Here is a 12,527-nt window from a genome sequence, read left to right on the forward strand (position 1 = left end):
TTTTTCTTAAAGGTTTTTTTGTTATCTATAGTTAATGCTTCTACAAAATTCTCGCTCGTCACTATATAGTTGCTCTATATCAAAATAGTTGCTGTATATCAAAGCCCGCTACCGCCATTTACTATGAGGTCTGTCATGCGCAAAATTCCTGTCTACTCCCACCCTGCTGCCGGTTGGCCTGCGCTGATTTCCTCTACTCGTAAGCTGATGGATTATCAGACTTTTTTGCGGGGTAGCGTAAGTGTGCTAAAAAGCAACCAACCTAAAGGCGGATTCGACTGTCCGGGCTGCGCTTGGCCAGATCATAAGTCACATAAAGCCATTGATGTCTGTGAAAACGGCATCAAAGTCATCGCTAGTGAGACCATGACTAAAAAAGCCGATGGGCAGTTTTTTGCGCGACATAGCGTTACCGAGTTACAAGGCTGGTCGGGCTATGAGCTTGAGCATAGTGGTCGTTTATCAGAGCCTGTATATTATGATGCAACGCAAGACCGTTATATAGCGATTTCATGGGAAGCGGCTTATCAGTGTATCGCTGAACAGTTAGGACAGCTTGACTCACCAGATGAGGCGCTATTTTATACCTCAGGCCGGGTGACCAACGAGCCCGCCTTTATGTATCAGCTGTTTGTGCGCTGTTTTGGCACCAACAATTTACCCGATTGCTCCAATATGTGTCACGAACCAACGTCGGTAATGCTCGGTAGACAGTTGGGTATTGGCAAAGCGACCGTGAAACTGGAAGACTTTGAGCAAGCCAAACTGATATTGATGTTTGGACAAAATCCTGCGACCAATCATCCACGCATGCTTGAAATGCTTGCTCATGCTCACGAGCAAGGCTGTCGAATCCTCTCAATCAACCCTATGCGCGAACAAGGCTTACGTAAATTTAGAAATCCGCAAAAGCCCATGCATATGGCGGCAGGTCAAAGTGATGAGATGGTCGATGAGGTCATTCAAATTCAGATCGGCGGCGATGCAGCACTCTTAACCGGTATCGCTAAGTGGCTGACTAAAAACAATAAAATCGATCAGAGCTTTATCGATGAACATACCTCAGGATATGAGGCACTCGACGCATGGCTCCGCCAACAATCATGGCCGGATGTGGAACGTGGGTCTGGTATCAGTAAAGAGGAAATCATTAATATAGCAAAACTGGTAGCGGCGAGTCCTGCGACCATTTGCACCTGGGGTATGGGCATCACTCAGCACGTCCAAGGCGATGATAATGTAGCGATGATTACCAACCTATTATTATTAATGGGGATGATTGGTATTGATGGCGCAGGCGCGTCTCCCGTTCGTGGTCATTCTAACGTACAGGGCGACCGTACCATGGGCATCCATGAGCGCCCTGCACAAAAGCTACTAGATAGCCTTGAGCGTGTGTTTGAACGTCCGATGCCGCAAGAAAATGGCTTTGATGTGGTCTCTGGTGCGAAAGCATTGATTACCGGTAAGCTAAAAGTATTTCTGAGTATGGGCGGTAATTATGCCATGGCAGCACCTGATACCAGTGCGATTCAGCAAGCTTTAACCACCACTCAGCTCAATATTTTTGTCGGTACTAAACTTAATGAAACTATGCTGTATCCGGGCGCGAACAACCTTATTCTGCCTTGCTTAGGTCGTACCGAACGTATTATTACTGCCAAAGGTGAGCAATTTGCCACTATCGAAGATTCCATGTGTCAGATTGTACCCACTCTAGGCAACCTGAAACCCGTCAGCGATACGTTGAAATCTGAAGCACAAATTGTGGCAGATATCGCCACTCATGTGCTTGGTGCTGATTCGTCCATTCCTTGGCAAGCAATGAGTGAAGACTTTGACATCGTTCGTGACTATATCGCCCAAGCGATTGACGGTTTTGAAGACTTTAATCAGCGTATTCGCGAAACCGAGCGTGGCTTTCATTTATACCATTCTGCGCGTCATCGTGTATGGAATACTGATAGTGGCAAAGCGCAATTTGAAGTACCACAATACCCTATCACCTACGTCGCAGCACAAATGGCAGAGACCTCCTTAGCCTTTCACCATGACAAAAAATCCAATGATAAGACTAATAATGCGCCAAACAATGAACAAAAAATTTGGCAATTGACCAGTGTCCGTAGCCATGACCAATTTAATACCATGATTTTCGGATTTGAAGATCGCTATCGCCAAACCAATCGCCGTGATGTGTTATTTATGCACCCAGATGAAATGACTCGTTTGGGTTGGCAAGCAGGTGACCCAGTAATGGTATCCCGCCATGCCAGCTCAAATGATTCAAATAACACAGACGTTACCGTTCAGCCACGCACGCTAGGGCCGTTAGTATTGACTGAGATGGATATCGCCGCTAACGCTGTCGCAACTTACTATCCTGAATGTAATGATTTATTTGATTTAGACACGCATGCACCAGACTCTCACATACCAGCGTATAAATCGACGACCGTTGTTTTGCAACGCGTTGAGGCAAATGCTGGTACGACCGATCATGCATAGTCAGCAACGGGCGAATCATTGAATGATGCATATATTTAAAAGAGATGATAACTTTGGCAATGACCATACGATATAACGAGGTATTATGATTGCCCAAAGTGATACTGAAACTGACGCAAAATATAGCGATAATTTTTCGGTAAAAACCCTAACAAATAAGACGTCAGAAACTATAGAGTCATCTGCAACGCCGCTTGCACGTGATCATTGGGCGCAAAAGCATCATTATCCGACAGATAAGTATAACTCTAACAACATTATTGAGACCCGTGTTGCTAAGACTAATATTGCACAGACCCCTATGCAGCAAATCAGTATCGATTGCAAATCAACTAGCTTAGCAGTGGAAGCTGCGGTTGCTATCGTTATCAATGGTATTCACTATGCGGTACTGATGGCAAGCCCTCACCAGCTAGAGTATTTAGCCGTCGGCTTTTTGTTTAGCGAAGGCTTAATTCAGCATAGTCATGAGCTGCTTGATTGGGAAGTTACCCAACTGAATGATATCGAAAATTATCAACAATTCACGCAAGATTCATTTATAAAGGAACGATTTATAAGAGATGCTACGGATGAAAGTTTTGAATCTGCAGCATTTGAACAAAGCTTATCGTCACTGCAAGATTATGACATTTATGTGGTGGAGCTAGTACTAAACCAGCGTTGTCATCAGCGTATCCAAGCGCAAAGACGCCAGCTAGCAGGGCGTACAGGTTGTGGTATGTGCGGCATCACAGGGCTAACACAAGCACTGCCTGACTTGAGCATCTATCGTCAAAACAGACAAAAGGCAGATACACCAAGTCTTGATTGTCTATTAGCAATACGCCAGCAAGTCGATGCCATGCAGCATACGCACCAACTGACCGGTGCCGTACACGCCGCTGCGACGATGTATAATCAGCGGCTATACCTATTCGAAGATGTAGGGCGCCATAATGCGCTTGATAAGCTGATCGGTTGGCAACTGCGCAATAAAGCAAAGATTAGCTGCGTCCTTATGACCTCACGCCTATCGATTGAGCTGGTACAAAAATCCATTCGTGGATGCATCCCTTGGCTAGTCGGTATGTCTGCACCTACCAGTACCGCAGTGCGTGTCGCTGAGCGTTATGGCTTAGGATTAGCAGGTTTTTTGCGTGATAACAGAGTCACTTACTATTCGAATTATTCAGACCTATAAAGTTTTATGCTCGACTTTCTCATTAAGCGCACTTATTCACAAACTCTCATTTGCAGCGCTTTAATGACAGACATATAACCCTGATTTTTAGATAATAAATTGCCTCCTTTTTATCTCAAATAAGGTTTTTTTAAAACACTATCTATTCCCTATCTCGTTTTATCAAACACACAACGAAATAATGAAGATATTATTTCGTACATTATATTCGATAGTTATGATGTTTTTTGACGAACCATTCCTAATTTTAAGCTTGATAATAGCTTAATTTGACCTCTTAATACTTTGAATAGCCATTAATTTATGGTCAAATAAGGAGAATTGAGTAGATAATTCGCATTTAGCTAAAAAATAACTTGTAATTTAAATTATATTTGCTAATATAGGCGTCCTTGATTGGCTGGGTGGCAGAGTGGTCATGCAGCGGACTGCAACTCCGTTAACGCCGGTTCGATTCCGACCTCAGCCTCCAATTATTTAGGTTAAAATTTTATTCATATTATATTAATTTTAGCTTGCTTTATTAATATAAATGCTTATAATAGCGACCACTATCTAACAAGTAGAAAGCTTACTTTTAGATAATACAAGTTTTGCCCGGGTGGTGAAATTGGTAGACACAAGGGATTTAAAATCCCTCGCTAGTAATAGCGTGCCGGTTCAAGTCCGGCTCCGGGTACCATTACATAGTCCTATACTATCTTATAGAACAGCTAAAGCCCCTGATATCAGGGGCTTTGTTGTATCTGGCGTTCTATACTGTCCTATGAATCTATCCTAATCCATGCACTTTGAGTATACTGTCAAGTATACCGAGTTTTGAGTCTACTCATAGAGATCTAGGATATGGAAAGAAAAGCGATCAGTTCAGACAGAAGCATCAGCAGCCATAAGCCTGAAGATAAGAAGTACTTCGTTGCTGTCAAAAATCATCCCAAACTATTCTTAATGGTACGTCCTACTGAGACTAAGTCATGGATGTACCGCTACTACCCTCCTTCAAATCCTAAGCAAAGTATTATATCCATTGGTATATATCCAAGTATCTCGTATGCACGTGCGTGTGAGGTTTGGCGTGAATATGAAGACCTGCTAAGCAAAGGTATTGACCCAAAATTTCATCGTGAAGAGATAAAGAAAATTATTATTAGTAAAACTAAAAACTCTTTTAATCATTTTGCTTGGGAGTACTTCGCTACTCTTGAACAAACTCAAAAAGGTAATACATTAATTCGTAAGAAAGGCCGCTTAGAACTTATATGCAAATATATTGGTGACGAGCCAATCAGCGATATCACATCTCCTAGAATGCTTGAAGTGCTGTTAGACATTCAAGCCAACTCATTAAACAAGGATGGTAAGTCCACCGACAAGGCTGAACGCTGTGCTGGCATTGCCAGTGATGTGTTTGTCTATGCTGGGGCACGAGGCTTCTGTACGAGCGATCCTGCGGCGCTCATTAAGAGCCAGTTGGCTAAGTCAAGTTACGGTCATCGTCCTGCGGTTACTAAACCGAAGGACTTGGCTAAATTACTTAAAGCTATCGAGACAATAGAAGGTGACCCAAACACCATAAATTCCCTTAGGCTATTAGCGCTTCTGTTTGTTCGTAATGGTGATTTAAGACGTATGCGCTGGGCTGATCTAGACCTAGAAGCTGGCAGGTGGCGATTAAAGCCATTGAAGGGGCAAGGCAAGGTGAACATGGTCAAAGACATGGTCGTTCCCCTACCTCATCAAGCTGTGAACATATTACGTGAGCAACATAAAATTAACGGTCATACTGACTACGTATTTTTTAGCCAGACGGCAAAAAAGCATCAGATCATATCTGATGCGACGGCGAATAAGCGTTTGAAGGATTTAGGCTATAAAGGCATACATTGTGCTCATGGCTTTAGAGCGACAGCGAAGACTATCTTACAAGAGCAGTTAAAGTATCCACTTGTGCTTGTAGAGATGGCATTGGGTCATACGACGAAAGATCCTAATGGAACCGCCTATGGTCGATTTGAATACATTGATGATCGTAGTAATATGATGCAGAAGTGGGCGGACTATTTAGATGCTTTGCGTGAAGGTAGAGATACGGCAGAATTTAGAGCAGATGCCCAAAACAAATCTGATTCTACTACCCATCTGCAAGCGTTGATTGACCAGTTGGGAGAGGACAAAGTAATGGAGCTTCTTAAGAAGGAAGCGACATAGCATTCTAGCTAATAAGCATTACTATATTCTAAGATCATAGACAGCAATATTTGTACTCATTAAGCTATGGTTATTAGAGTTACCATAATTATCGTAGAAAACGTTATCTTCTCTAACCCCAATGCTAGCTATATAAGCTTTTAATGATTCACGATTCCTTATATGCGTCTTTTCAGCATCTTTATAATCTTCTTCCTTAGTCGCTACTGTCTCCGATAGTAGCTGAGTCACATAGCCTGGTAACAGTTCTGAAGATACTACACAATTGGAAACTTCTTCAGAGCTATCTACTAAAGCTGAAAGCCTTTCTATAATTAGCCCTATGATGTCGCTATTATTCTGATCAAGATCTTCCTGTGTAAAGCAAAATAGATTATGAAAGGACATACTTTTAGAAAGTAGTTGAGTTCTTGACAGCTTGAATCCTGGCTTCTGGTTAGCGATTTTTTTTACAGTTTTAGCATGAGCTATGTAGATTCCAGGAACTTTGTGAACTCCACCTCTAAAAGACTTATGTTGTTTAAAGCCTGAATCACTATAAAACATGTACAAAGGCACTTTTCTTTTTGTTTTCGCATATCCTAGTAAAGTATCAATTTGATTCTTTGTTTTTTTGGGATAATTTATAGCTGCTATATAATTCTGATACTCTTTGCTGATTTTTTTAGCTTGGAATAACAAAGGTAAGCTCTGAGTTTTACCTACTAGCCAAATCTCCATTCTAAAGTCAGCGCCTGATGTCTTACTCTCCTGATGTTTAGTATAGTGGCTGAAATCTAAGTGCTGGAAGCACTTATTAATATCTGCCCACTTCCAAAATAAATAGTCGGTAATAGATTCTTCGCCTACGTGTCTAACATTTTCAGTAAACTCTACTACTTGCCTTTCGACCTCTTTATGTTTTTCACACATGTTCATGTTAGGCTTTCCTAGCTATCAAATTAGTAAGTTGCATTTAAAAAACCAATCATCTTAAAGATATATACTATCTTTAAAAAACCGCTTTTTCATCGAACATAATTCAAAACAACTATTCGATATAAGAGGCTGTTTAAGTTATAGTTTATTTTTAGCGTAATTATTGTGGAGAGTTACACTCCTTCACCCATCTGCTTTTCCAAGCTCTGTCTAATAAGCCCCATTACATAGGGCAAATCAGAAATATCGCTCAGCTCAATCTCAGCATCACCATTACCCCAGCGACCAAGATTGCTTACATCTCTAGCCATTCCTTTAGGATCATTTAGCTCATGAAAACGTAAGTTAATAGATAACCTCAATTTGCTTTTTAATGGCACTACATCAACAAAATTGGTTTCTGCTTTAAATGCAACGTATAGTTTTAATATATCTTCAGTAACACTAGGATCAAGAGCCATTACTTCTTTACGAAGCTGCTGAAAGAGATCATGCATTGGTGCATCTTCAGCAAGATGAATGTGATCTGCCAGCGTGTAACCTTCATGCAGTGAAGGTATATCGATATAAGCCTGTAATATACTCTCTGGTAAATGAGGTGCCACCCATACTGCAATAGCGCGATTGGCAAGTTTTCTAGCTCTCGCACTAATTGTGGTTTCATTCCATGCGCTACAGCTTCTTAGATCTTCGTTAAGTATAAGTGGACTGTTCTTAAAACCACCTGTCATATCACGCTTTTCAATAAACGGGCGGTCACTGTACTCAGAGTTATAACCAGTTAATGTTAGGTTGCCAAGCGTATGCAAATAGGTTGCATGCACTTGTTGCCAGTCAGCGCCAAGCTCTTCTTGCCACTGCTTCGAAAGCCTTTCATTCTGAGGCATGATATGCTCAATAGTATATTCATCTACTAAAACATGCTCTTTGCGCTCAAAGTTCTCAAAACGACGTAACCAATAACTACGACTTCGGAAATTGTATAAATCACGAATAATAAGTTCACGCTTAAACTCATCGTCATTTGGAAATCTTTTGTAAGAACGTAATCCGATTAAGTGAGCTTTAATACTCTCTAGATAACGATTCTTATTTAGTAGACCTCTTGCAAAAGTAGTTGTAAGACACAACGTATATTATTGAACGCTACTTACATAATAGATATGCCAAACATAGATAAGCTACTCAAACAAAGTGACGCTGGTTTTAAACGCTATACTGGCATTCCTCTGCACACGACAAAAAAATCATCCCCACCCGATTTTCATAGGTTTAGGGGTTAAAAAGCTAACTAACTGTCGAAATACAGTCTTATCATTGTTAAAGAACACCAAGTGAAGGCCCTCAATCAACACATCCAGGCCAAGCGCAAACAAACTGGCTTGAGGTCGAGCGTTTGACTTTAACTTGCGCTTTAACGGCTTATTTTTGTCTTTATAAATACCGACTTGATAAGCCCAACAAAATGCTAAGGCGTTCACTGCGACTAATTTACTGACCCGATCAAGATGGGTTAAGTGGGTATCTTCAAGATTAAAGCCACGGCCCTTTAGACAAGCAAATAAAGTCTCAATTTCCCAACGCTTAGCATAGCTTGTCATCGCATCCACTGTTTCTAGTTGATTGGTGGCCACAATCACTAAACCGTAGTCTTTATCACGCTTGGCAAATACTCGAACCAAACAACCATCGACAGTCAGTATTCGTCCATGTCGATATGTTTCTTGATGGCTAACATGGCGTAATAACTCTTTAATCTGTACCAACTTGCCATGATGATTCTTAACTTTACTGTTCTTCTTAATCCGTATGGTAAAGGGTATGTGATTATTGGTGAGCCAGTTAAACCATTTTTCGCCAACAAACTCTCTGTCCGCTACTATCATCTCAAGGTTATCTTTGCCAAATTGTTTGATAAACCGCTCAATAAGTTCACAGCGTTCAAGATGGTTTGTATTACCTCGCTTATCTAGCATTTGCCAGTATAAGGGGATGGCTATCCCTTTATATACCACCCCTAGCATAAAGATGTTGAGGTTACTTTTACCCCATTTCCAGTTGGTGCGGTCAATGGTTAAGGTGAGTTTGCCTAGCCCAAATAGTCGATATATCATTAAAGCCAGTTGATCGTAGTCTATCCTCGCTTCGGCAAAAAATCGCTGTAGTCTGCGATAGTGACTGTCGGTCTTGCCACCCTTAGGAAGGTGTCTTGCTATTTTTTTTAAGATTACTGCTTTGAGCAGTAATCAGGGCTATTATCATTAGGCTCAAACATGTGATTCTTGCCTTGTTCATACTCAGGTTTTGGGTTAAAGTTTCACTAAGTCTGTTAAAGTTTGGCATGGTCTGATTCGTCTTAAAAATTACTATTATGCCTTTGCTTTAACAGACTTTTTTGTTTTTTTGTCGTGTGCAGAGAAAAAAGACTTAAAAGCCTTTGTGCAGCTACGTAAACAGGCGCGTGAAGATGCCAATGAAACCATCAATTTTGATGAATTTGAGGATGACATTCGTAGCCTGCTTAATAAGCATATCGCAGGTATAGAAGTCAGAGAGCCTAAAGGCGCTTACCTAGTCGGCAATATGGGCAAGGACATCAAACCTGAAGCACTAAGTGATGACGAAGCGCGTAACCAAACGGACAAGATCACCAGCCGTGTCACTAAGATGATTGAAGAGGATTTGGCTGACGACCCTTATGCGCAAGAGCACTTCTCTAAGCTGCTAAAAAAAGCCATTGAGGACGCCAAAGCCATGTTTAATGCACCAGTCAAGCAGTACATGATGTTCGCAGACTTTGAGCAAGACGTTAAAGCTCGCAAAGTGCCTGATGTGCCAAACGAGTTTATCGATGAGTCAGGTAAGCATAACAAACATGCACAAGCCTATTATGGACTGTTCAAGCACTTATTTGATCCAAGTCTTCTAGAAGAAAACGGCCTAGACAAGGACACACTCGTCAGCTTCGCTTACGCTATTGATGACGTTGTCGATAAAGCGGTTGCAGTCAACTCCTTAAACCCGTCACAGATGGAAAAAGACATCAAAGTTGGGCTACTAAAGCTACTGTTTAAAGCCATCGGTACCGACAATGCCAAGAAGCTGTCTGATGAAGTGATCCGTATCACTCGCCATGGTATCTCTCGGAGTCACTAGTCATGGCAAACCGACCCAAGCATAAGACAGTGAGCAATAATGGCGTGTCTGCTACTCGTGTGTCTAACAATAGCGTGCCTAGCAATAATACGCTTACTAGATCTATGAAGGGGCAGCATTGCTTGCAGGGGCAACGCCTTATTTTGTGCCCTGCACGGAAGACAATGATTTTACTGGAGACTATCGTCAAATTCCTGAGGCGGTCTGGCAGCGGACGCAGTTGGTGTTTGTGTGTAGCCCAAACAACCCCACAGGCGCAGTGATGGGTGAAGCAGACTGGACCTTTTTGATTGAGCAGTCTGACAAGTATGGGTTTGTGCTTGCCAGTGACGAATGCTATAGCGAGCTGTATTTTGATACGCCACCGCTTGGGCTGCTGGAAGTATGCGCCAAAATTGGACGAGATGACTATAAAAATTGTCTTGTTTTTCATTCGTTGTCCAAACGCTCTAACCTGCCAGGGCTGCGCTCTGGGTTTGTTGCTGGCGATGCGGCTATTTTGCAGCCGTATTTACAATACCGCACGTACCAAAAGGCTGTGCCCTGCCACTGCATCATCAGCTGGCATCCATTGCCGCTTGGCAAGATGAAGCCCATGTAGAAGCAAACCGAGTGCTGTACCGTGAAAAGTTTGATTTATGGATGCATGAACTGGGTGACAGATTGTCGCTACGAAAGCCCGATGCGGGGTTTTATTTTTGGTTGCAAGTGCCAGACATCTATCAACAAGATGATGAGGCGTTTGTTAAAGCGCTGTATGAGCAAGTCAATATTCATGCGTTGGCAGGGCGTTATCTGTCTCGTGAGGTAGACGGCATCAACCCAGGTGCAGGTTTTGTACGCATTGCACTGGTTGCCAGCGTGGAAGAAAGCAAACAGGCAATACAACGGATTAAGACCTTACTGGATGTCCTGTAAGACCGAGTCATACTTTGTAAGTCCGAGTCATACTTTATGACAGAAACCCTTTTAAAGTATTAAAACGATAAGCATAAACTCTCCAAACACAGCCTGTAACGACTACAACCGTTAGTCGCTACAGGCTGTGTTTTTTTCTATCCCTTCTCTGACTTTTATTCTCACAAGTCGCCTCTTATCAAAATTTTTATCAAAAATTATTCAATGATGAATAATTTTTGCACAAGATTAAAACTTCAGGTTTCTATACTTCTTGTTAGGACGCATAAGCCAGCATAAAAACAACCAAAGACGGTTTGATAAAAATGCCAGCTTACAAAATAACAAGGAGTGTTTATGGGACCAGAAATCATTACGCTGATTTTTTTAGTCGCCGCCATCGTTTTATTTACCACTGAAGTCATTCCGCTTTCAGTCACTGCCATGCTGCTCAGCACCGGCTTTGCCATTACGGGTGTTTTAGAACCCACCGAAGCGTTTGCAGGGTTTGTAGACTCCAATGTGCTGCTGTTTATGGCCATGTTTATTATTGGGGCTGCCATCTTTGAAACCGGCATGGCAAAGCAAATTGGCTCGGTCGTCACTAAGTTTGCTAAAACCGAGCGGCAGCTCATCGTAGCCGTGATGCTCATCACCGGTCTCATGTCCGGCTTGCTATCCAATACAGGAACAGCCGCAGTTTTAATTCCTGTGGTCATTGGTATTGCCCAGCGCTCCGGCTTTGCTCGAGGTCGCTTGCTGTTGCCTTTGGTCATTGCGGCTGCCATGGGTGGCAACTTAAGTTTGATTGGTGCACCGGGCAACCTCATTGCTCAATCAGGATTGCAAGGCGTAGGCGGTTCATTCAGCTTTTTTGAATACGCCAAGATTGGTTTACCCATTTTGATTGTGGGCATCATCTATTTTGCTTTCTTTGGCTATAAGTTTTTACCCGATGCCAAACCCTCTAAATCTAATACCATCTTTGATGAAGAAGTCGACTACTCGACCGTACCCGCTTGGAAGCGCCATGTATCCCTAGCTGTGTTGGTACTCACCGTTGCTGCCATGGTGTTTGAAAAACAAATAGGCGTCAAATTGTACGTGAGTGCTTGGCTGGGTGCGTTACTGCTGGTGGTGTTTAAAGTCATTGATGAAGACACCGCTGTACGCTCCATTGACATGAAGACCATCTTGTTATTTGTGGGCTCTTTGTCATTGGCTGCCGCACTGCAAAAATCAGGCGCTGGTGAAACCCTTGCCGACACCATTGTCAGCATCATGGGTAGCAACCCCTCTCCCATGGTGGTCATGGCAGTCATGTTAATTCTTTCTGCTGTATTGACCAACTTCATGTCTAACACCGCAACCACGGCGCTACTTGTACCCATCAGCATACTGATTGCTCAACAAATTGGCGCTGACCCCAAAGCTGTACTCATGGCAACGGTGATTGGTGGGTCGTTTGCTTACGCAACCCCCATTGGTATGCCAGCCAATGCCATGGTTTATAACATTGGTAACTATCGCTTTAACGACTATGTCAAAGCCGGACTACCTCTCATCATCATTTCTATCATCATCACATTTATTTTACTACCCATTGTATTTCCCTTTTATCCATAGCCAATAGGCAAAACCCAAGGAGCATGATATG

General features: G+C 42.4%; 8 protein-coding genes, 2 tRNA genes and 1 pseudogene. 8 read left to right on the forward strand and 3 right to left on the reverse strand.

Annotated features, from left to right (window positions below):
* The first annotated feature begins 135 nt into the window (after nt 1-135).
* The 5 genes from JMW94_RS07150 to JMW94_RS07170 all read left to right on the forward strand — a co-directional run bounded on the left by JMW94_RS07150 (nt 136) and on the right by JMW94_RS07170 (nt 5,899).
* Entirely contained in the window at nt 136-2,508 is a 2,373-nt protein-coding gene (locus JMW94_RS07150; RefSeq protein ID WP_201603608.1) for an FdhF/YdeP family oxidoreductase, read from the forward strand.
* An 85-nt stretch (nt 2,509-2,593) separates the two neighbouring features.
* Nucleotides 2,594-3,691: a formate dehydrogenase accessory sulfurtransferase FdhD gene (locus JMW94_RS07155; RefSeq protein ID WP_201603610.1), complete on the forward strand. Its 1,098-nt coding sequence runs from the start codon at nt 2,594-2,596 to the stop codon at nt 3,689-3,691.
* A gap of 398 nt (nt 3,692-4,089) precedes the next feature.
* A tRNA-Cys gene (locus JMW94_RS07160) sits at nt 4,090-4,163 on the forward strand.
* 123 nt (nt 4,164-4,286) lie between these two features.
* Nucleotides 4,287-4,373: transfer RNA gene (locus JMW94_RS07165), tRNA-Leu, on the forward strand.
* 164 nt (nt 4,374-4,537) lie between these two features.
* Complete coding sequence (locus JMW94_RS07170) at nt 4,538-5,899, forward strand: tyrosine-type recombinase/integrase (protein ID WP_201603612.1); 1,362 nt, start codon at nt 4,538-4,540, stop codon at nt 5,897-5,899.
* 21 nt (nt 5,900-5,920) lie between these two features.
* Here the strand turns inward: JMW94_RS07170 and JMW94_RS07175 are convergent, their stop codons facing one another.
* The 3 genes from JMW94_RS07175 to JMW94_RS07185 form a co-directional block, all read right to left on the reverse strand.
* Nucleotides 5,921-6,817, reverse strand: a complete 897-nt coding sequence (locus tag JMW94_RS07175) for a DUF6615 family protein (protein WP_201603615.1) — start codon at nt 6,815-6,817, stop codon at nt 5,921-5,923.
* 173 nt (nt 6,818-6,990) lie between these two features.
* Nucleotides 6,991-7,947 (reverse strand): DUF1524 domain-containing protein, encoded by a 957-nt coding sequence (locus JMW94_RS07180; protein ID WP_265088306.1) that lies wholly within the window; start codon nt 7,945-7,947, stop codon nt 6,991-6,993.
* 117 nt (nt 7,948-8,064) lie between these two features.
* The gene (locus tag JMW94_RS07185; RefSeq protein ID WP_201603708.1) at nt 8,065-9,060 is read right to left on the reverse strand and encodes an IS4 family transposase; all 996 of its coding nucleotides are present in this window, start codon (nt 9,058-9,060) and stop codon (nt 8,065-8,067) included.
* Between the two features lie 160 nt (nt 9,061-9,220).
* Between JMW94_RS07185 and JMW94_RS07190 the strand changes: the two genes are divergently transcribed.
* The 3 genes and pseudogenes from JMW94_RS07190 to JMW94_RS07200 all read left to right on the forward strand — a co-directional run bounded on the left by JMW94_RS07190 (nt 9,221) and on the right by JMW94_RS07200 (nt 12,496).
* Nucleotides 9,221-9,973, forward strand: coding sequence for a hypothetical protein (locus tag JMW94_RS07190; protein ID WP_201603617.1), 753 nt, complete (start codon nt 9,221-9,223; stop codon nt 9,971-9,973).
* Between the two features lie 100 nt (nt 9,974-10,073).
* Nucleotides 10,074-10,891, forward strand: a pseudogene (locus JMW94_RS07195) (aminotransferase class I/II-fold pyridoxal phosphate-dependent enzyme); the annotation flags it as partial.
* Between the two features lie 336 nt (nt 10,892-11,227).
* Nucleotides 11,228-12,496, forward strand: a complete 1,269-nt coding sequence (locus tag JMW94_RS07200; RefSeq protein ID WP_200663558.1) for an SLC13 family permease — start codon at nt 11,228-11,230, stop codon at nt 12,494-12,496.
* The last annotated feature ends 31 nt before the right edge of the window (nt 12,497-12,527 follow it).

This window comes from Psychrobacter immobilis, from assembly GCF_904846185.1.
Classification (GTDB): domain Bacteria; phylum Pseudomonadota; class Gammaproteobacteria; order Pseudomonadales; family Moraxellaceae; genus Psychrobacter; species Psychrobacter immobilis_B.

What these genes read in the sequence shown, in the direction of transcription:
- JMW94_RS07170 (WP_201603612.1), top strand. Translation starts at nt 4,538, where the DNA reads ATGGAAAGAAAAGCGATCAGTTCAGACAGAAGCATCAGCAGCCATAAG.
- JMW94_RS07150 (WP_201603608.1), top strand. Translation starts at nt 136, where the DNA reads ATGCGCAAAATTCCTGTCTACTCCCACCCTGCTGCCGGTTGGCCTGCG.
- JMW94_RS07200 (WP_200663558.1), top strand. Translation starts at nt 11,228, where the DNA reads ATGGGACCAGAAATCATTACGCTGATTTTTTTAGTCGCCGCCATCGTT.
- JMW94_RS07155 (WP_201603610.1), top strand. Translation starts at nt 2,594, where the DNA reads ATGATTGCCCAAAGTGATACTGAAACTGACGCAAAATATAGCGATAAT.
- JMW94_RS07175 (WP_201603615.1), bottom strand. Translation starts at nt 6,817, where the DNA reads ATGAACATGTGTGAAAAACATAAAGAGGTCGAAAGGCAAGTAGTAGAG.